Annotated in this window: 17 protein-coding genes; 8 read left to right on the forward strand and 9 right to left on the reverse strand. The window is 62.8% G+C overall.

Annotated elements, in window-relative coordinates:
* Positions 1–5: 5 nt before the first annotated feature.
* Positions 6–674 (reverse strand): site-2 protease family protein, encoded by a 669-nt coding sequence (locus F0P97_RS04645; protein ID WP_003073892.1) that lies wholly within the window; start codon positions 672–674, stop codon positions 6–8.
* 226 nt (positions 675–900) lie between these two features.
* Here F0P97_RS04645 and F0P97_RS04650 point away from each other — a divergent pair, with 226 nt between their 5' ends.
* The gene (locus F0P97_RS04650; protein WP_182285807.1) at positions 901–2,157 is read left to right on the forward strand and encodes a methyl-accepting chemotaxis protein; all 1,257 of its coding nucleotides are present in this window, start codon (positions 901–903) and stop codon (positions 2,155–2,157) included.
* Between the two features lies 1 nt (position 2,158).
* On the opposite strand, the gene F0P97_RS04655 is transcribed toward F0P97_RS04650, so the two are convergent.
* The 3 genes from F0P97_RS04655 to F0P97_RS04665 are packed head-to-tail and all read right to left on the reverse strand — an operon-like array spanning position 2,159 to position 4,019.
* Positions 2,159–2,482, reverse strand: a complete 324-nt coding sequence (locus F0P97_RS04655; protein ID WP_182285808.1) for a hypothetical protein — start codon at positions 2,480–2,482, stop codon at positions 2,159–2,161.
* Positions 2,483–2,492: 10 nt separating this feature from the next.
* Positions 2,493–3,137, reverse strand: coding sequence for an L-threonylcarbamoyladenylate synthase (locus F0P97_RS04660; RefSeq protein ID WP_182285809.1), 645 nt, complete (start codon positions 3,135–3,137; stop codon positions 2,493–2,495).
* An 18-nt stretch (positions 3,138–3,155) separates the two neighbouring features.
* On the reverse strand, positions 3,156–4,019 hold the full coding sequence (locus F0P97_RS04665; RefSeq protein ID WP_182285810.1) for a 3',5'-nucleoside bisphosphate phosphatase: 864 nt from the start codon (positions 4,017–4,019) through the stop codon (positions 3,156–3,158).
* A gap of 189 nt (positions 4,020–4,208) precedes the next feature.
* On the opposite strand from F0P97_RS04665, the gene F0P97_RS04670 reads away from it, so the two are divergent.
* Complete coding sequence (locus tag F0P97_RS04670) at positions 4,209–5,954, forward strand: methyl-accepting chemotaxis protein (RefSeq protein ID WP_182285811.1); 1,746 nt, start codon at positions 4,209–4,211, stop codon at positions 5,952–5,954.
* A 310-nt stretch (positions 5,955–6,264) separates the two neighbouring features.
* A complete protein-coding gene (locus F0P97_RS04675) occupies positions 6,265–7,971 on the forward strand; it encodes a methyl-accepting chemotaxis protein (protein ID WP_182285812.1) in 1,707 nt (568 codons plus the stop codon).
* A 67-nt stretch (positions 7,972–8,038) separates the two neighbouring features.
* On the opposite strand, the gene recJ is transcribed toward F0P97_RS04675, so the two are convergent.
* The 4 genes from recJ to F0P97_RS04695 are packed head-to-tail and all read right to left on the reverse strand — an operon-like array spanning position 8,039 to position 13,172.
* A complete protein-coding gene (recJ, locus tag F0P97_RS04680; protein WP_182285813.1) occupies positions 8,039–9,778 on the reverse strand; it encodes a single-stranded-DNA-specific exonuclease RecJ in 1,740 nt (579 codons plus the stop codon).
* The gene (locus F0P97_RS04685; protein WP_182285814.1) at positions 9,775–10,746 is read right to left on the reverse strand and encodes a phosphoglycerate mutase; all 972 of its coding nucleotides are present in this window, start codon (positions 10,744–10,746) and stop codon (positions 9,775–9,777) included. Before F0P97_RS04685 ends, recJ begins: the two co-directional genes overlap by 4 nt.
* A gap of 52 nt (positions 10,747–10,798) precedes the next feature.
* Complete coding sequence (locus F0P97_RS04690; RefSeq protein ID WP_182285815.1) at positions 10,799–12,124, reverse strand: sulfatase; 1,326 nt, start codon at positions 12,122–12,124, stop codon at positions 10,799–10,801.
* Positions 12,125–12,170: 46 nt separating this feature from the next.
* The gene (locus F0P97_RS04695) at positions 12,171–13,172 is read right to left on the reverse strand and encodes a Bug family tripartite tricarboxylate transporter substrate binding protein (protein ID WP_182285816.1); all 1,002 of its coding nucleotides are present in this window, start codon (positions 13,170–13,172) and stop codon (positions 12,171–12,173) included.
* A gap of 160 nt (positions 13,173–13,332) precedes the next feature.
* Between F0P97_RS04695 and F0P97_RS04700 the strand changes: the two genes are divergently transcribed.
* From F0P97_RS04700 to lolD, 3 genes are all read left to right on the forward strand, one after another.
* Complete coding sequence (locus tag F0P97_RS04700) at positions 13,333–13,803, forward strand: MarR family winged helix-turn-helix transcriptional regulator (RefSeq protein WP_182287105.1); 471 nt, start codon at positions 13,333–13,335, stop codon at positions 13,801–13,803.
* A gap of 76 nt (positions 13,804–13,879) precedes the next feature.
* Positions 13,880–15,133, forward strand: a complete 1,254-nt coding sequence (locus tag F0P97_RS04705) for a lipoprotein-releasing ABC transporter permease subunit (protein WP_003066109.1) — start codon at positions 13,880–13,882, stop codon at positions 15,131–15,133.
* On the forward strand, positions 15,126–15,815 hold the full coding sequence (gene lolD, locus F0P97_RS04710; protein WP_182285817.1) for a lipoprotein-releasing ABC transporter ATP-binding protein LolD: 690 nt from the start codon (positions 15,126–15,128) through the stop codon (positions 15,813–15,815). Before F0P97_RS04705 ends, lolD begins: the two co-directional genes overlap by 8 nt.
* 83 nt (positions 15,816–15,898) lie before the next feature.
* On the opposite strand, the gene F0P97_RS04715 is transcribed toward lolD, so the two are convergent.
* The gene (locus F0P97_RS04715) at positions 15,899–17,323 is read right to left on the reverse strand and encodes a methyl-accepting chemotaxis protein (protein ID WP_182285818.1); all 1,425 of its coding nucleotides are present in this window, start codon (positions 17,321–17,323) and stop codon (positions 15,899–15,901) included.
* 169 nt (positions 17,324–17,492) lie between these two features.
* Here F0P97_RS04715 and F0P97_RS04720 point away from each other — a divergent pair, with 169 nt between their 5' ends.
* Positions 17,493–18,314 (forward strand): TatD family hydrolase, encoded by an 822-nt coding sequence (locus F0P97_RS04720; RefSeq protein ID WP_232538128.1) that lies wholly within the window; start codon positions 17,493–17,495, stop codon positions 18,312–18,314.
* A 99-nt stretch (positions 18,315–18,413) separates the two neighbouring features.
* Positions 18,414–18,950, forward strand: a complete 537-nt coding sequence (locus F0P97_RS04725; protein WP_182285820.1) for a DNA-deoxyinosine glycosylase — start codon at positions 18,414–18,416, stop codon at positions 18,948–18,950.
* Positions 18,951–18,953 lie beyond the last annotated feature (3 nt).

Here is an 18,953-nt window from a genome sequence, read left to right on the forward strand (position 1 = left end):
GGGGTTCAGCGCAGCAAGGCCATGAAGGGGTAGAGGATCAGATCGATGGCCGAGTAGCCCAGGCTCATCAACGGGCGCAGCCAGTAGCTGCCGACCACACCGGCAATCACCAGTGCCATGACGATGAAAAAGCCATAGGGCTCGACACGCGCCACCAGTTGCGCCTGCTTCCAGGGCAGCAGACCGACCAGAATGCGGCCGCCGTCCAAAGGCGGCAGCGGAAAGAGATTGAAGGCCCACATCACCAGATTGACCAGAATGCCGGCGCGGCACATCTCGAGGAAGAAGCGCTCGTGCAGACCTGAGCCTACCAAGACGATCAGCAGCAGGCCCCAGAAAACGGCCTGCACGAAATTGGAGGCGGGACCGGCCAGCGCTACCCAGATCATGTCGCGCTTGGGGTGGCGCAGATGGTCAAAGCGCACGGGCACGGGCTTGGCGTAGCCGAAAAGAAACGCGCCAGAGGTAGCGAAATACAGCAGCAGCGGCATCAAGATGGTGCCGATAGGGTCGATATGCTTGATGGGGTTGAGCGTGATGCGGCCCATCATGGCTGCCGTGTTGTCGCCAAAGTGACGCGCAGCATAGCCGTGCGCCGCCTCATGGATGGTGATGGCGAACAGCACGGGCAGTGCGTAAATCAGTACGGTTTGTATGAGTTCGGTGAGTTCCACGCACTGATTGTCTCAGACGCCGCGCCAAGCTGCTGTCTTGTGCCGGGACAAGCCGTTTGCTGTTGCAGAAATACGGGTTGCACATAGTTGTGTGGTAAACCAGATGTTGCAAAATGCAACTCGCGCAAATCCGTGGTTGCTGCCTGCACAGCGGAACAGGTTTTGTGCGGGTTGACGAAATCAATACATAACACGGCGTTCGGCAGGACAGGGCAAGGGGATCAATATGACGGTAAGCAAGCGACTGGTGATTGCATTTGTCAGCATCAGTGTTTTTGTCCTGGCTTTGATGGGAATTGCCTGGTCAGCGATGTCTGATGTGCTGGATGTGTTGAAGGCGGGCTCGCTCACGGCGCAGCAGTCGCAGAACTTGATGGCGGAAGTCGAGCGTTCGCGCTGGTGGTTGCTGGCACTGGGTGCCTGGGTCTGCATTTCCTGCACCTGGTCCTGGATCAGCCTGCGCCGCCGCATCGTGGCTCCCTTGCAGGAAGCCATCCTGATTGCCGAGACCGTGGCGGCAGGTGATTTGAGCAAGGAATTCTCTTCGAATGCCGAAGGCGAGTTCGGCCGTCTTCTGACTGCGCTGAGCACCATGGAAGACACGCTGACCGAGCTGGTGGGCCGTATCAAGCAGTCCACCGATTCGCTGGCTGTTTCGGCCTATGAAATCGATGCGGGCAACATCAACCTCTCCAGCCGCACCGAGCAGCAGGTCAGCGCGCTGACCGAAACCGCAGCCAGCATGGAGCAGCTCACCGTCACCGTGCGCCAGAACGCAGAGCGCGCTCACTCGGCCAGCTCTCTGGCGGTCGCTGCATCGGCCACGGCCGGACGTGGCGGTAATGTGGTGGACCAGGTCGTTCACACCATGGATGCCATCAGCGGCAGCTCGCGCAAGATTGTGGACATCATTCAGGTCATTGAAGGCATCGCCTTCCAGACCAATATCCTGGCCCTCAATGCGGCCGTGGAAGCGGCCCGCGCCGGAGAGCAGGGGCGCGGCTTTGCCGTGGTGGCCAGCGAGGTGCGCTCGCTGGCGCAGCGCAGTGCCGAAGCAGCCAAGCAGATCAAGGAGCTGATCACGGCCAGCGTGACTCAGGTGGAAAGCGGCTCTGGCCTGGTGGGCCAGGCCGGCAGCACCATGAAGGAAATCATGCAGTCCGTGGGTCAGGTCACAGGTCTGCTGAGCGAAATCTCCGGGGCGCTGCAGCAGCAAAGCGAGGGCATCGCCCATGTGAATACGGCCGTGGCTCACATGGACAGCACCAATCAGGAAAATGCGGCCCTGGTCATGCAGGCCACGCAAGCCGCTGCTGCGCTCAATGCGCGCACACAGGATCTGCAGCAGGCGGTGGGGGCCTTCAAACTCGATGACGATGAGTCACCTGGTCTGGCTCCTGCTGCCATGCCGGCTCCGCGCGGAGTTGGGGCCGCTCAGGCGCGTCCAGCTCGTGCCCGCGAGCTGGCCTATGAAGAGCTTTGATTCAGCGAATTTCGTGCAAATGGCCGTAAATGGCTGCGACGGTAAAGCCGAAATGGAGGCAGATAGCCGTTCCCAGCAGGACTCTGCGGCGCAGTATGGAGTCATCCGCCTGTGCCGACAGTCCTGGCGAGACATGGAATGACTTGCCTCTGGCATAAGCCAGAATCGTCCAAGCCGTCCAGAGGGTGGCGAGGGCATAGACCGTCCATAGCTGGGATGTCTGCCGAAACGCCAGCGCCACGACCAAAGAGCAAGCGCACAAAGAGACGATGAGCCAGGGCCAGCGGCGCTGAACAAAGTCTTGCGGTCGCTGCTCTTCTTGCATGAGGCCGTGCCTATTCGGCCTGAAGGCCTATGTCTTTCAGGCTGCCCATGCCCTGGCGCACCACGACGGGCGAATTGTTCAAGGCCATGGGCGTGAGGTCCAGCACCGTGGTGGGTTGCTGAGGACAGGCGCCGGAGTCGACCACGGCGTCCAGCTCATGGGGGAAGCGCTCCAGAATCGACTCGGCATCATTGAGCGGCTCGGTCTCGCCGGGCGCAATCAAGGTGGTGGCCAGCAAGGGCTCGCCCAGTTCTTCCAGCAGCAGTTGCAGACCTTTGCGATCCGGCACGCGCAGGCCGATGGTCTTGCGCGAAGGGTGGCTCAGGCGCTTGGGCACTTCCTTGCTGGCTTCAAGAATGAAGGTGTAGGGGCCTGGCGTGGCCAGCTTGAGCAAGCGGTACTGGCGGTTGTCCACTCGGGCATAGTTGGCCAGCTCGGACAGGTCGCGGCACAGCAGCGTGAGGTGGTGCTTGTCGTTGATCTGCCGGATGCGGCGCATGCGGTCCACGGCATTCTTGTCGTCCAGGTGGCAGACCAGGGCATAGCTGGAGTCGGTGGGTACGGCAAGAATGGCACCCTTGCGCAGCATGTCCGCCGCCTGCTTGATGATGCGCGGTTGCGGGTTCTCTGGATAGACTTCAAAAACGGTGGTCATGCCATCTCTCTCTGTGATTTATGCACGCTGTATGCGGTCCTGCAGCAGCTCCCAGACGGGAGTGAGCTGGCTGGGCAGATAGGGCAGCTGCCCCAGGTCTATCTGCGATTCATCGGGGCTGTGAAAGTCGCTGCCGCGTGATGCGGCCAGGCCGAATTCCAGGGCCAGATCGGCATAGATCGCATATTCGTGCGGGCGGTGGCTGCCGGTCACGACCTCCACGCCCTGGCCGCCGAGTTCCTTGAACTTGGAAAACAGCGCATATTCCTCGTTATGGCTCAGGTCGTAACGCGCCGGGTGAGCAATCACGGCCACGCCGCCGGCATCCACGATCCAGCGCACGGCGTCCTCCAGATTCGCCCAGACATGGGCGACATAACCGGGCTTGCCTTCTGTCAGATAGCGTTTGAAGACTTCATAGGTGTCGCTGCAGACTCCGCTTTCGACGAGAAAGCGCGCAAAGTGGGTGCGCGAGATCAGCTCGGGGTTGCCTGCATGGCGCAGTGCTCCTTCATAGGCGCCTGCAATGCCGGCCAGTTCCAGCTGCCTGGCCATTTCGCGGGCGCGTGGACCGCGGCCGTTGCGCGTGTCGTACAGGCCTTGGGTCAGAGCGGCGTTGTCGGCGTCAAAGCCCAGGCCCACGATGTGTACGCCGCTGCCCGAGAAGCTGACGGAAATTTCAGTGCCTGTCAGATAGTCCAGCCCTGCTGACCTGGCTGCGGCTGCTGCCCGGTGCTGGCCGCCGACCTCGTCGTGATCGGTCAGCGCCCAGAGCTCCACCCCCCGCTCGGCAGCACGCAGAGCCAGTTGCTCGGGCGTCAGAGTGCCGTCGGAGACGACGGAGTGGCAGTGCAGATCGGCGTTCAGATAGGTTTTGGACACGGCTTGATTGTAGGCGGCTGTACGCAATCATGATTTGTGTCATGGCACTAGCGCTGTTGCGGTCGTGGCTTGTAACAAAGCTTAAATCTCCGGCCAGTATGCCGATTAAGGATTGGCTACAGCGCTTGTGAGTTTCTGAATTCGTTAAGGCTGCCACGGTGTTGCTTGATCTATTGAGATGGATAAAAAATGAAATTGAATCAGTTCTCTGTGTCACAAAAGCTGTGGGCTTTGGTGATTGGCTTGCTGGCGGGCTTGCTGCTGGTGTCTGCAGGCAGTCTGATCTATCTGGATCGCGTGTACGTGAGCATCTCCAAGGAGGCCACGCGTACCCGAATGGCAGCCAATATTGCCAGCGAGTGGCGTCATTTGACCGAGCAGAGCGTTGATCGCTCCATCGTCGCGGCCATTTCTTCCGAGGAAAACCTGGTGGAGCAGCAGCGAAAGCTGATGAGTGACGGGATTGCGCATATCACCGAGCTGCAGAAAAAGCTCAACGAGCTGGTCACTGACGAGGAATCACGCAAGGTGCTGGACGAGGTCGCCGAGCACAGGCGCGCGACGCTGGAGAGTAATGCCGCCGTGCAGGCCGCGCGCAAGGACAATGATTTTGCGGCGGCCTTCGATCTGGTTGAAAAGCGGCTGCGTCCCAACGCCAAGGTCTACGTGGATGCGCAGCGCAAGTTTGTGCAGTTGCAGGAGCAACACAGCCAGCGTGCGATTGCCGATGGCGAAGCACGCCAGTCTCAGGCCTATGTGGCTATCGGTCTGGTTTGCGGCCTGATCGTTCTGCTTGGCCTGGCGATGGCGGCTCTGATCCTGCGCTCGATCATCGCTCCGTTGAATGAGGCGGTAACTCTGGCCGACTCCATCGCTGCCGGCGATTTGACGGCAACGGTACGCAATGACCGTCATGACGAACTGGGTCGTCTGCTCAAGTCCCTGAACGCCATGGCCGAGCGCCTGCGCTCCGTCGTTGGCCAGGTGCGCTCGGGTGTGGAATCCGTCTCTTCGGCCTCGGGTCAGATTGCCACGGGCAACCAGGACCTGTCGGCCCGTACCGAGCAGACTGCTGCCAATCTCGAAGAAACGGCGGCCAGCATGGAAGAGCTGACGGCCACCGTCACCCAGTCTGCCGATACTGCGCGTCAGGCCAATCAGCTGGCATCGACAGCCGCCCAGGCGGCCGAGCAAGGCGGTCGCGTGGTGCAGCAGGTGGTGCAGAGCATGGGTCAGATCACCGACAGCAGCCGCAAGATTGCCGACATCATCGGCGTGATCGACTCCATTGCCTTCCAGACCAATATCCTGGCCCTGAATGCGGCCGTGGAAGCGGCACGTGCCGGTGAGCAGGGCCGTGGCTTTGCCGTGGTGGCGGGCGAGGTGCGCAGCCTGGCGCAGCGCAGTGCCGAGGCGGCCAAGGAGATCAAGCAGCTCATCACCACCAGCGTGGACAATGTGCAGTCGGGCTCGCAGCAGGTGGAGCTGGCGGGCCAGAGCATGAGCGAGATCGTGGCCAGCGTGCGTCGCGTCAGCGACCTGATCGGGGAGATCACGGCTTCGTCCACGGAGCAGCGCGACGGCATCAATCAGGTCAATCAGGCAGTGAGCAATCTGGACCAGATGACGCAGCAGAACGCGGCGCTGGTGGAGGAGTCCAGTGCGGCGGCACTGTCCATGCAGGAGCAGGCACGTCGCCTGGCCGAAGTGGTGTCTGTCTTCAAGCTCGGCCATGAAACCGGCTATGCCAAGGCTGCAGCACCCCAGCGTTCGACCAACCGTGCCATGCCAGCCATGGCGCCAGTGAAGCAGACTGCTGCCCCAGTCAGACCCGCGATCAAGAAAGCGCCTGCTGGACCGGCTCCCACTGCACTGAGTGCCGGCAAGGCCAAGCCTGCTGCGGACTCTGACGATGGGGACTGGGAAACCTTCTAAACCGCAGGCTGACACCCGCTTGCAAGCCCGCCGCTTCTGACAGGAGGCGGCGGGCTTTTTCATTCTGGCTCGCCAACTCCAGCTGTGTCGAAAAGCGGGAAAGTACTGAGAACTTCAGTCGTGCGCAATATGCAAAGCAGTTGTAACAATTATTAATATATTGAAGCAGCCTCGGGGAGAGTGCCCCGTGGAGGTGGAGGGAGGACGTCAGGGGCCAGGAATTGACCGGCAGAGTCATGCACAAGCCAGCCCGTAGTTCACGATGAGGACGTGCCTGTGTGTGGGTTCTTTTGTCTGGATTGGTTGGTTCATGAAGTTGTTTCAATTCACCGTGGCCCGGAAGCTGTGGGTATTGGTGATCGGTCTTCTGGCGGGCATGTTGTTGCTGGTGGCAGGCAGCCTGGCTTATTCCAAACGTGTCAACGAGGGCGTTCTTACGGCGGTGGTGGAGGCGCAGACTGCTGCTGCGCAGGCCAGGGAGTGGCGTATCCTGACCCAGATGAGCATGGATCGCTTCACGGCGGCTGCCATGTCCACGGAAGAGAATCTGGTCGAGCACCAGTACAAGGCCATGGCCGGCCTGATCTCCAGCATCAACGAGTTGCGCGACAAGGTGCTGGCACAGGTTCATACGCAAGAGGCCAAGAGCCTGATGGCCGATGTGAACACGCATAGAGATGCCTTGTTTGCGGTGAACAAGGAGGTAGATCAGGCCCGTCAAGCCAAGGATTTCGAGCGTTCGCAAAAGCTGATCGAAGAGCGGCTCAACCCGATGGCGCAAAAGTACTATGCGGCCCTGGATTCCTATGTGCAGCTGCAGGATCGTTACCGGGTGCAGGCGCTGGAGCTGGGTGAGTCCAGCCGCTCCAAGGCCTATGTGGTGATAGCCGTCGCTTGCTGCATCATCATGTTGCTGGGATTGGTGACTGGCCTGATCATCATGCGCTCCATCACCCAGCCTCTGCTCAAGGCCGTGGAGCTGGCAGATGCGATTGCCGAAGGCGATCTGAGCTTCAGAACCGGGCATGGCCGCGAAGACGAACTGGGCCGTCTGCTCAAGTCCCTGAACGCCATGGCCGAGCGCCTGCGCTCCGTCGTTGGCCAGGTGCGCTCGGGTGTGGAATCCGTCTCTTCGGCCTCGGGTCAGATTGCCACGGGCAACCAGGACCTGTCGGCCCGTACCGAGCAGACTGCTGCCAATCTCGAAGAAACGGCGGCCAGCATGGAAGAGCTGACGGCCACCGTCACCCAGTCTGCCGATACTGCGCGTCAGGCCAATCAGCTGGCATCGACAGCCGCCCAGGCGGCCGAGCAAGGCGGTCGCGTGGTGCAGCAGGTGGTGCAGAGCATGGGTCAGATCACCGACAGCAGCCGCAAGATTGCCGACATCATCGGCGTGATCGACTCCATTGCCTTCCAGACCAATATCCTGGCCCTGAATGCGGCCGTGGAAGCGGCACGTGCCGGTGAGCAGGGCCGTGGCTTTGCCGTGGTGGCGGGCGAGGTGCGCAGCCTGGCGCAGCGCAGTGCCGAGGCGGCCAAGGAGATCAAGCAGCTCATCACCACCAGCGTGGACAATGTGCAGTCGGGCTCGCAGCAGGTGGAGCTGGCGGGCCAGAGCATGAGCGAGATCGTGGCCAGCGTGCGTCGCGTCAGCGACCTGATCGGGGAGATCACGGCTTCGTCCACGGAGCAGCGCGACGGCATCAATCAGGTCAATCAGGCAGTGAGCAATCTGGACCAGATGACGCAGCAGAACGCGGCGCTGGTGGAGGAGTCCAGTGCGGCGGCACTGTCCATGCAGGAGCAGGCGCGTCGCCTGGCCGAAGTGGTGTCTGTCTTCAAGCTGGGACGCAATGTCGAGGCTTTCGCGACCACACCTATATCGCTTGCGAAAGTGTCTGCGACGATCAAGGCGATCAAGCCTGCGGCAGCCCTCCCCAGGCTGACAGAGTCCAGGCCCAAGGCCCGGTTGGTCGCGAGCACTGCGGATGACGAGAGCTGGGCACAGTTCTAAGTGTTGGGCAGCGTGAAAAGGGCTGCTGCCACGTTCGCTGTGGCGGCAGTCTTGGCTGGTGCGAAGATCAGAAGCCCATGTTGCCGGCACCACCCTCGAAGTCCTGCGCGGCTTCCACGAGAAACTGCACCTTGCGTTCGCCGCGCCATTCGTTGATGTCCAGGCGATAGGCCAGGGTGGTGCGCGCGGGCAGCGGGTCGGTGTGGTTGAACCAGATGCCGTCGATCTTGGAGCCATGGTGCAGCAGCTCCAGCTTCAGATGCTTTTCGCCGACCAGGCGCTGCGAGGTGATTTCCAGCTCTTCGCTGAAAGTCGGCGCGGCAAAGCCCTGGCCCCAGACGGCCAGCTGCATTTGTTCGATCAGGCTGGTGTCCAGCCATTGGGGCGAAAGCGGCCCGTCGGTCTCCAGCCTGCGCGTCAGTGTGGCTGCATCCAGCCACTCCCTGGCGACCTGGGCAAAAGCCTGCTCGAACTCGTCAAAGTGCGCTTCCTCTATGGTGCAGCCTGCTGCCATGGCGTGGCCGCCAAAACGCAGTATCAGACCGGGGTGGCGCTTGCTCACGAGGTCCAGCGCATCGCGCAGATGAAAGCCTGGAATGGAACGACCCGAGCCCTTGAGCTCATGCTCCTTGCCTGGAGCGCCACTGGCTGCAAAGACAAACGTGGGTCGGTGCAGCTTGTCCTTGATGCGCGAGGCCACCACGCCGACCACGCCTTCGTGAAAGTCGGGGTCGAACACGCTGATGGCCGGTGGCGGCGTCATGCCGTCCTCGCACAGACCTTCGGCCATGAGCAGGGCGTGCTCGCGCATGCTGACCTCGATCTCGCGGCGCTCGCGGTTGATGCTGTCCAGCATGCGTGCCAGATTGTCGGCGCGGCTGACATCTTCCGTGGTCAGGCACTCGATGCCAATGGTCATGTCGGCAAGCCGTCCTGCCGCGTTGATGCGCGGGCCCAGGGCAAAGCCGAAGTCGATGGTGGAGGCCATGTCAAAGCGGCGGCCCGATGCCTCGAACAGCGCGCGTATGCCGGGCTGCATGCTGCCTTTGCGAATCTGCTTGAGGCCCAGTGCCACCAGGCGGCGGTTGTTGGCGTCGAGCTTGACCACATCGGCCACCGTGCCCAGCGCGACCAGGGGCAGCAATTGCTCCAGCCTGGGCTGGTTGTGGCGATCAAAGCGGCCGCGGTTGCGCAGCTCGGTGCGCAGGGCCAGCAGCACATAGAACATGACGCCCACGCCGGCCATGGACTTGCTCGCGAACTCGCAGCCAGGCTGGTTGGGGTTGACGATGGCGTCCGCTGGCGGCAGGTGGTCGCCAGGCAAATGATGGTCGGTCACAACGACCGACATCCCAAGCTCCTTGGCCACGGCCACGCCTTCCACGCTGGCAATGCCGTTGTCCACGGTGATCAGCATGTCGGCACCGGTCTCCTTGACGCGCCGCGAGATGGGGGCGGTCAGGCCGTAGCCGTCGACCACGCGGTCGGGCACGAGATAGTCGGCATGGGCCGCGCCCAGCATGCGCAGGCCGCGCAGGCCCACGGCGCAGGCGGTTGCGCCATCGCAGTCATAGTCGGCGACGATGCACAGGCGCTTTTGCGCGGCTATGGCATCGGCCAGCAGTTGCACGGCAGCATCGATGCCGCGCAGGCCCGAGGGGGGCAGCAGCCGGGCCGGCGCATCGTCCAGCTCGTCGGCCGAGCAGACGCCTCGCGCTGCATAGAGCTGGGCCAGCAAGGGATGAATCTTGGCTTGCAGCAGTGCGGAGACACTATCGCTGGGGACAGATCTGGGAATTATTTTCATAGCATTTCCCGTAGATCAGGCAGGCGCTTCGTGCCAAAAACACTCTTTATCCTGTCCATCAGGCCGCGTGGCTGGCTTTGCCACTGCACGGCATTGCGCTCGCCGCAGAGCGTGAGCCTGACCGGTTCGCCGCGGGCAGCCCGCTGCTGCAGCTTGGCGATCAGGCCGTTGTCCAGCGCCTGCCAGGCCTTTTGCCAGCCTTGCACATTGCCTTGCAGAGCGGTGTGGCGCAGATCATCCACGCACACCGCCCGAGAGCTCGCAGTGGGCAGGCTGGCGAGGTCTCCCGTGCCATGCACCCAGAAGGAGTTGATGGGCGGCAGGCCGCGTTCGGCACGTCGGTCATTGAAGACATGGGTGTACAGCAGCATCTGCAGCTCGGTCTGCAGACGCTGAATGATGGCTCCCTGAATCGGGTCGGGCATCCAGGGACGCACGTCGCGGCCCAGCGCACGGTCCATCGATGCGGTGGCCAGGCCCTTGAAAGCCGCACCACGTGCCAGCCAGAGGTCGGCGCGCAGATATTCCAGCGTGATGCCGTCGTCGCTGAACCAGGGCGCGATCAGCGCCAGCAGCTGGCGGGATTCGTCTTCTTCCAGTGGCGCGCTGGCCGGGTCGGTCTGATGGACCTGGTCCGGCGTGATATGCCAGTGGCAGGGCGTGATGAAGGCACAGGCCTGGCTGCTGTCTCCAGCCGCCAGCGCAGCCCAGGGAATCAGCCCGGGTGTATCGGGCAGCTGCATGCCACGGGCCAGGGCTCGCTCGTGCGGGGGAGAGAAGTCCATCTCGTCGCCCTGCACCAGCGAGGTCGGCGTCAGTGTTGCCAGCAAGGCCTGCAGGTAAGGGAGTTGCAAACCGTCCCAGGCCTGGGGAATGTCGGCAGGGCCGCTGGCATAGGCAACAATGATTTCAGAGGCGCCTGTGCCCAGGGCTTGGGCGGCAGGCAGCAAAGGCGCGGTCAAAGACATGGGCGCTATTGTCGGGCATGGCCGCCGCCCGGGCATGGTGCGGGGTGCTTTGTCACCTCGCGGGCATATTTTTCAGGGTGTAGACCAGGCTGTAGCTGGCATCATCGGCGATGGCGGGCATGCTGGCATTCCAGTCGTCCCAGCGCTGGCGCATGGCCTGCAGGCGCTCGGGCTGCTGTCCGGCCAGATTGGCACGCTCGCGCTCGTCCTGCGCCAGATTGAACAGGTATTCGTTGTCTTCCACGCGCAGGTATTTCCATTCGCCTTCGCGTAGTGCGCGCTGGTTGCGGTAGAGCATGCGCCAGTACAGAGGCCGGGCAAACTCCGCACCGTCGGTGCGCAGCAGGGGTAGCAGGGAGATGCCGTCCAGCGGGTAGTCGGGGTCGGCGCTCACACCGGCTGCATCCAGCACAGTGGCCGACCAGTCCATGGTCATGCATGGCTGGGCACTGCTGCGATGGGCCTCGATCACGGCAGGCCAGTGGGCGATCCAGGGCACGCGGATGCCGCCTTCGGTCAGGTCCATCTTGCCGCCCACGAGAGGCCAGCTGTCCGAGAAGCGCTCGCCGCCGTTGTCGCTGGTGAAGACGATCAGGGTGTTGTCGAGCTGGTCGTTCTTGCTCAGTGCTTCGACGATCCAGCCAATGCCCTCATCCATGTGATGAATCATGCGGCGGTACTGGTGAATATTGCCTCCTTCCAGATGCGTGATGCCTGCTCCCAGTTGCTCGGCGGTCTCTCGGTCATCACGGGTTTCCCAGGGCCAGTGCGGGGCCGTGTAGTGCAGGCTCAGGAAGAAGGGGGCATCGCCCGCGCTCATGCGGTTGACGAAGTCCACGCTGCGCTGGGACAGCAGGTCGGTCAGATAGCCTTCGTCGTGGTGCTCCTCTTCGCCCACCCACAGGTCGTGCTGGCCCGAGCTGCTCAGATGGGTGAAGTAATCCACGCCGCCCGACATGGGGCCGAAGTATTCCTCGTAGCCTGAGCGCAGCGGGCCGAAGTGGGGAGGGTAGCCCAGATGCCATTTGCCTATCAGTGCCGTGCGGTAGCCCGCGCCCTTGAGCAGCGAGGCAACGGTGGGGATCTCGGGCGGCAGGCCCAGCCTGGCGCCCAGCGGCGTACCGCGCGTCTTGCTGTTGATGGGCTCTTCGGCCGCACCGCGCAAGCGGTATTGATAGCGCGCCGTGGCCAAGGCAAAACGCGTGGGCGAGCACACGGGTGAGTTGGCATAGCCCTGGGTGAGCCTGAGGCCGTTGGAGGCCAGGCGGTCGAGCACCGGGGATACCGGGCCGAACTCGGCATCGCGGCCGCCGTAGCAGCCCAGGTCGGCATAGCCGAGATCGTCGGCGACGATAAAGATGATGTTGGGGCGAGTCATGAAATGCGGGTCGTTGTTGTTATTGGCTGTAGGTCGGCTGGAGGCCTTATTCCATCTTCATGCCGGTGGCCTGGGCCAGGACGCGATAGCGGTCGGCCAGGGCCTGAATGCGCTTGACGGCCGCATCGCCTGTCAGCCCTTCGTAGACCATGTCGTTGACACGCATGCGCTCGCGCAGCGTGCCGTCCTTCATGGCCTTCTCGAACTGGGCCCGGATTTTCTGAACCAGCGGCTCAGGTGTGCTGCTGGGTACCCAGGCAGCGAAAAGCACTTCCTGCTGCAGCTCCTTGTGTCCCAGCTCTGCCACCGAGGGAACTTCCGGCAGCAAGGGGTTGCGCTGGGCCGTGGTCACCGCCAGCGCCGTGATCTTTCCAGTGGTCACATGGGGCAGCATGGCGGTGGAGCTGATGACGCCGCCATCCACTTCGCCCGAGAGCATCGCCAGCGTGGCAGGTGCATTGCCTTTGTAGGGCACGTGGTTGACCTTGGCCCCGGTGGCGTAGGTCAGGATGCTGGAGGCCAGATGGCCGGGGGTTCCATAGCCGGCGGAGCCCAGGGTCAGGCCCTTGTCCTTGCCGCGGGCGATGAACTGCTCCAGTGTCTTGATATTGGTTTTGGGACTGACAGCCATCAGCATGCCTTGCGAGGCGAACACCATGACGGGACGCAGGTCGCCATTTTTGAACGGCATGCTTTTGTAGATCTGCGGGTTGACGGTGAAGCTCGTGTCCAGGCCGATCAGCATGGTGTAGCCGTCGGCGGCAGCCTTGGCGACGTAATCGGCTCCTATGTTGCCGCCGGCGCCGGTGCGGTTTTCAACAACGAAGGGCTGCCTGGTTTCGCGTTGAAGTACTTCTCCTACGCCGCGCGCCAGTATGTCCACAGCCCCTCCGGGAGCGAAGGAGGCGATCAGTCGAACCGGCTTGCCGGGCCAGGCAGAGGCGGCGGCGCCATCGGCAGGCTGGCCCTGGGAGGCGAATGCCGTGCAGCCCAGCAGCAGAGCCAGGCTGGTTTGAAGAAGGCGGCGGGGTGCAGTCAGGCGGGCCATGGAATCACTCTCTGGTCTGAGGAAAGTGCTGGCATTTGCGAAAATCCCCAGCACTCCCCTTTGTCTCTGTATTGGGAATGCCCACTGTAGAAGTGACATCCATAATTGATCTAATCAACTCATCCCCGTGAATACCCGACAACCCACCTCCATTCAGCAGATGCTGTTGTTTCGCATCAGCCGCTTCTTTGGTGTGGCGGGCGGAATGGCCATGCGCATGTGCGAGGCCCGCTTCGGCCTCACGCGTCGCGAATGGGGCGTGATGGCGACGCTGGCGACCGAGGAGGGTTTGCTGTCCTCCGAGTTGGCACAGAAGGTGCAGCTGGACAGGGCGCGCACCTCTCGGGCGCTGAGCGGTCTGGAGGAGAAAGGCTGGGTGCTGCGCAAGCCTCTGGATGGAGACCGCCGGCGCGTGGCCATGTATCTGACCGATGAGGGGCGGCACATGTACGGCCTTATCCTGCCCGAGATGGTCAAGATTCATGCCGACATCGTGTCTGTCCTCAGCGATGAGGAGCTGGCCTTGTTTGACGACCTGCTGGCCAAGCTCCAGGCCCATTCGGTGACGCTGGAGCAGCAGGAGCAATACGCGGATCTGCCGCGCATAGGGCGCAGCAGGCCGCCTCGATAGAGGGGGCGGGCAGTCAGATTGCATAAGGCTGGCGCCGCCGGCAGGGCATTACCGGCAATGCCACAATGCTGGCAACATGCAATTTCCCTACGAACTGGCCGTGGGCTGGCGCTATACCCGTGCAGGGCGCGCCACACGCCGCAATGGCTTCATCTCCTTTATCTCGGGTGTCTCCATGCTTGGCATTGCGCTGGGCGTGGCGGCGCTGATCATTGTGCTGAGCGTGATGAACGGCTTCCAGAAGGAAGTGCGGGATCGCATGCTCAGCGTCGTCTCCCATGTGGAAATCTACGCCCCGCAGGGCGCGCCGCTGCCCGATGTGGAGCGCACCATGCGCGAGGCCAGAGCCAACCCCGACGTGGTGGGGGCCGCGCCTTTTGTGGCGGCTCAGGCATTGCTGGCGCGCGGCGAGGATATGAAAGGCGCCTTGGTGCGCGGTATCGATCCGGCGCGTGAAGGCGAGGTGACCGATCTGGCAGCCACCAGCGGGGAGGTGCTCAAGCGTCTGGTGCCCGGCGAGTTCAAGGTGGTTCTCGGCATCGAGCTTGCGCGCAACCTCGGAGTGAGCGAAGGCGATGTGATCACGCTGATCGCTCCCAGCGGACAGGTCACCCCGGCCGGCGTGCTGCCGCGCATGAAACAGATGACGGTGGCCGGTACTTTCGATTCCGGTCACTACGAATATGACTCGGCGCTGGTGATGATGCATTACGAGGATGCACAGCGCATCTTCCGCCTGGAAGGGCCGACCGGCATTCGCCTCAAGCTCAAGGATTTGCATGAGGCTCCGCGCGTGGCACATGAGCTGGCGGACACCTTGACGGATCGTTTGTTCATCCGTGACTGGACGCAGCAGAACAAGACCTGGTTTGCCGCCGTGCAGCTCGAAAAACGCATGATGTTCATCATCCTGACCCTGATCGTGGCCGTGGCGGCTTTCAATCTGGTGTCCACCCTGGTGATGAGCGTGCAGGACAAGCGTGCCGACATTGCCATCCTGCGCACCCTGGGGGCCTCGCCCTCGTCCATCATGGGCATCTTCATGGTGCAGGGCGCCATGGTCGGCGTCATCGGCACCTTGGCCGGTCTGGCGCTGGGGCTGGCGATTGCCTTCAATATCGACGTCATCGTGCCGGCCATAGAGCAGGCGCTGCATGCCAACTTCCTGCCCAAGGACATCTACCTGATCAGCAAGATGCCCAGCGAGCCGCAGTCCACGGACATCGTGCCGATCGCCGTGATTTCCCTGATTCTTTCTTTTGTGGCAACGATTTACCCCAGCTGGCGTGCCAGCCGCGTGAACCCTGCGGAGGCACTGCGTTATGAATGATGTTGTGATGGACCGGACCGTGCTGGAGGCACGCGGCCTGACCAAGCGCTTTGCCGAAGGCAAACTGGATGTGACCGTGCTGCAGGGCGTGGACCTGCAGGTTCAGGCGGGCGAGACGCTGGCAATCGTCGGAGCCTCGGGCTCGGGCAAGTCCACCTTGCTGCACTTGCTGGGCGGGCTGGATGCGCCCACCACCGGCAGCGTCAGCCTCATGGGCCAGCCCCTGCACCAGCTCAGCCCGCAAAAGCAGGGCGCGCTGCGCAACCGGCACCTGGGCTTCATCTACCAGTTCCACCACCTGCTGGCCGAATTTTCGGCCCAGGAGAATGTGGCCATGCCGCTGCGCATCCGACGCGACGCCAAGGAGGACTGCATGGACCGCGCGGCCGAGATGCTGCGCGCCGTGGGCCTGGGCCAGCGCATGGCGCATCGTCCGGCCGAGCTGTCGGGTGGCGAGCGTCAGCGTGTGGCCATTGCGCGTGCCCTGGTCACGCGTCCGGCCTGCGTGCTGGCCGATGAGCCCACGGGTAATCTGGACCGCGGTACGGCCGATACGGTGTTTGCGCTGATGCTGGAGCTCGCACGCAGCCACGGCACGGCGTTCGTGATGGTCACCCATGACGAAGGACTGGCCGCGCGCTGCGATCGCATGGTCAGGTTGGGGCTGGGACAGCTGGGTTGAATACGTCCAGATAAATCAAGGCCCGAGCCACTGCCTGTGCAGCGGCTCGGGCCCAATTTGTGAAACATGCCTGAAGCGCTTTATCAATAAGCGCTGACAGCTGCATTTCTGATAGCGATCGTGGCTTGCTCGCGAGCCGATGCCTGCAGCGGCACGGCGGGGCGCGGCTTGCCTGAGCCATGGTTGCTCGAGACATCCTGAGCCGTCAGGTCGTCGGTGACCTCGCGCAGCCTGGCGGACTGGGTCAGCGAAGTCTGTACCACTTCGCCCATGATCTGCGTGACCTGGCGCGATGAGTTCACGATCTCGGCCATGGTGGTGCCGGCTTCGCGCACCTGCGTCACCCCCTGGGTGACCTGGGTGACCGAGGTCTGGATCAGCTGCTTGATCTCCTTGGCGGCTTCGGCGCTGTGCTGGGCCAGCTGGCGCACCTCATTGGCCACCACGGCAAAGCCGCGCCCCTGGTCACCGGCGCGGGCCGCTTCCACGGCGGCGTTGAGCGCCAGCAGATTGGTCTGGAAGGCGATGGAGTCCATCATGCCGATGATGTCGCTGATCTTGCGCGAGCTGGCGCTGATGGATTCCATGGTGGTCACCACATCCTGCACGGTGCGGCCGCCGGCCTCGGCCACGCTGCAGGCGTCCTGGGCCAGCTCGTTGGCCTGGCGCGCATGGTTGGCGCTTTCGGTCAGCCCCTCCACCGTGGCGCGCAGGGTTTGCGCCGCGGTCACGCGGCGTGTGATGTTGGTGGCGAACTTGACGACCTTGAAGGGGCGGCCTTCGGCATCGAGTATGGGGTTGTAGCTGGCTTCGATCCAGATCTGGCGGCCAGCCTTGCCTATGCGCAGGTACTGGCCCGCATCGTGATGCCCCAGGGCCAGCTTGTGCCAGAAATGCTGATAGGCCGGGGATTGGCGCTCGTGCGGCTGGACAAACATGCTGTGGTGCCTGCCAACGACTTCGGCGAGGGAGTAGCCCATGGTCTGCAGGAACAGATCGTTGGCCGTGAGGATGTTGCCGTTCAGATCGAACTCGATGATGGCCTGTACCTTGGCAATGGCTTGGAGCTGGCCTCGGGCATCGTCTTCATGCTGCTGCTGCTCGGTGATGTCGGTTGCGTACTTGATGACTTTGCGCGGCTGCCCCTGGCTGTCAAAGATCGGGTTGTAGCTGGCCTGCAGCCACACATCCTCGCCCTGGCTGTTGATGCGGCGGTAGCGGCCGCTGTCATGCAGGCCTGCCGCCAGGCGCTGCCAGAACTGGGCGTACTCGGCAGAGGCTCGGGTCTCCTCATCCACAAACATGCGGTGATGCTGGCCGATGATCTGCTCGGCGCTATAGCCCATGGTGCGCAGAAAGTTGTCATTGGCCGTCAGCACATGGCCTTGAAGATCGAACTCGATCACGGCCTGGACCTGATCCAGCGCGGCCAGCTTGCCCTGCATGTCGGCGCGTTGATGACTTTGGCTCAGGCGTTGCCAGAGCGTGCTTTGCAGAAGTCCCGTCATAACTCGCTCCTTTGGCCGATCGCGCAGGGCAGTGGGTAAAGTTGCTTAATGTTTTATTTGTTTCAATGTGTGAATCGTAGGACAAGGCTGGAAACTGTCTGTAGTCACTTGACGTGTCGTCGGCCGAGGCCGGGCTGCGCAGGCAGGCCAGCCGATGCATGATGTGAGGATGCCAACCTGGATAGATACCCATTGCCATCTGGATGCCCCCGAGTTCGCGCCTGACAGGGATACCGTGCGCGCCGCTGCGCAGGCCGCAGGCGTCACGCATCTGGTCATTCCTGCCGTGCAGCGCAGCCACTGGCAGGACGTGATTGCGCTGGCCCATCGCCATGGCGACAGCTATGCGCTGGGCATTCATCCGCTCTACACGCCCGGCGCACAGGAGTCCGATATCGCGGCGCTGCGCGATCTGCTGAGTCAGCAGCTCGGGGATCCGCAGCTGGTGGCGGTGGGCGAAATCGGTCTCGACTTTTTTGTCCCCGGACTGGATGAGCAGCGCCAGATCTGGTTCTACGAGCAGCAGATCCGGCTGGCATGCGAGTTCGAGCTGCCCGTCATCCTGCATGTGCGCAAGAGCAGCGACCGTCTGCTCAAGACCTTGCGCCAGCACAGGGTTGTGGGTGGCATTGCCCATGCGTTCAACGGCAGCGCCCAGCAGGCGCAGGCCTTCATCGATATGGGCTTCAAGCTGGGCTTTGGCGGCGCCATCACCTATGAGCGTGCGCTCAAGCTGCGTGAGCTGGCGGCCAGCCTGCCGCTGCAGGCGCTGGTTCTGGAAACCGATGCACCCGATATTCCGCCGCACTGGCTCTACACCACGGTCGAGCAGCGCGCGGCCGGTCAGCCCCAGGGGCGCAACAGCTCCGCCGAGCTGCCGTGCATTGCGGCGGAGATCGCGCGGCTGCGCGGCATGGACATTGAGCAGCTGGCGCAGGCCAGCACGGCCAATGCACGTAAGGCGCTCAAAGGGCTGCCGGCACTCCCGTAGATGGGCAGTAGCTATCCTTTGCACGCAAAGAGGCTGATGCTCATCTTTTTGAATATCAGCCCAAGATCTAGGCCGATGATGGCTGGGCGACAATAGAGCATGACCGAGGATTCTTCTGCCACTCCAACAGAGACTGGCCTGCGCTGGCAGGGGCTGGCAGCCGTGGCCGATGAGCGCACGCGTGCGCTGGTTCTGGGCAGCTTTCCGGGCCTAAAGTCGTTGCAGCAGGTGCAGTACTACGCCCATCCGCAAAACCAGTTCTGGCCGTTGTTGCAGGCCTTGTGGCCCCGGAACCAGCAGCCGCCACGTACTGATTACGCGGGCCGCTGCGAATGGCTGCTGGCACGCGGGCTGGGCCTGTGGGATGTGTATGCGAGCTGCGAGCGTGAGGGCAGTCTGGACAGCGCCATTCGCGCGGCCCAGGTCAACGACTTTGCCGGGCTGCGTCAGCGCTGTCCTGATCTGCAACTGGCGTTGCACAACGGCGGCGAGAGCTACAAGCATGCCCGTCAGACAGAGGCGCTGGGGTTGATCGCCCTCAAGCTGCCATCCACCAGCCCGGCCAATGCCAGCTGGTCGTTCGATAGAAAACTGCAGGCCTGGCGCCATGCGCTGGCGGCTCATGGCCTGCTTTGAAGA

Origin of the sequence: Comamonas testosteroni (assembly GCF_014076415.1) — a bacterium.
In the GTDB taxonomy this organism is placed as follows: domain Bacteria; phylum Pseudomonadota; class Gammaproteobacteria; order Burkholderiales; family Burkholderiaceae_C; genus Comamonas; species Comamonas testosteroni_F.

Excerpts from the sequence above, each read along its gene's own strand:
- F0P97_RS04650 (WP_182285807.1), top strand. The coding sequence starts at position 901 with ATGACGGTAAGCAAGCGACTGGTGATTGCATTTGTCAGCATCAGTGTT.
- F0P97_RS04700 (WP_182287105.1), top strand. The coding sequence starts at position 13,333 with ATGCTGTTGTTTCGCATCAGCCGCTTCTTTGGTGTGGCGGGCGGAATG.
- F0P97_RS04690 (WP_182285815.1), bottom strand. The coding sequence starts at position 12,124 with ATGACTCGCCCCAACATCATCTTTATCGTCGCCGACGATCTCGGCTAT.
- F0P97_RS04660 (WP_182285809.1), bottom strand. The coding sequence starts at position 3,137 with ATGACCACCGTTTTTGAAGTCTATCCAGAGAACCCGCAACCGCGCATC.
- F0P97_RS04705 (WP_003066109.1), top strand. The coding sequence starts at position 13,880 with ATGCAATTTCCCTACGAACTGGCCGTGGGCTGGCGCTATACCCGTGCA.
- F0P97_RS04715 (WP_182285818.1), bottom strand. The coding sequence starts at position 17,323 with ATGACGGGACTTCTGCAAAGCACGCTCTGGCAACGCCTGAGCCAAAGT.
- recJ (WP_182285813.1), bottom strand. The coding sequence starts at position 9,778 with ATGAAAATAATTCCCAGATCTGTCCCCAGCGATAGTGTCTCCGCACTG.
- F0P97_RS04725 (WP_182285820.1), top strand. The coding sequence starts at position 18,414 with ATGACCGAGGATTCTTCTGCCACTCCAACAGAGACTGGCCTGCGCTGG.
- F0P97_RS04670 (WP_182285811.1), top strand. The coding sequence starts at position 4,209 with ATGAAATTGAATCAGTTCTCTGTGTCACAAAAGCTGTGGGCTTTGGTG.
- F0P97_RS04695 (WP_182285816.1), bottom strand. The coding sequence starts at position 13,172 with ATGGCCCGCCTGACTGCACCCCGCCGCCTTCTTCAAACCAGCCTGGCT.
- F0P97_RS04655 (WP_182285808.1), bottom strand. The coding sequence starts at position 2,482 with ATGCAAGAAGAGCAGCGACCGCAAGACTTTGTTCAGCGCCGCTGGCCC.
- F0P97_RS04685 (WP_182285814.1), bottom strand. The coding sequence starts at position 10,746 with ATGTCTTTGACCGCGCCTTTGCTGCCTGCCGCCCAAGCCCTGGGCACA.
- F0P97_RS04720 (WP_232538128.1), top strand. The coding sequence starts at position 17,493 with ATGCCAACCTGGATAGATACCCATTGCCATCTGGATGCCCCCGAGTTC.
- F0P97_RS04675 (WP_182285812.1), top strand. The coding sequence starts at position 6,265 with ATGAAGTTGTTTCAATTCACCGTGGCCCGGAAGCTGTGGGTATTGGTG.
- lolD (WP_182285817.1), top strand. The coding sequence starts at position 15,126 with ATGAATGATGTTGTGATGGACCGGACCGTGCTGGAGGCACGCGGCCTG.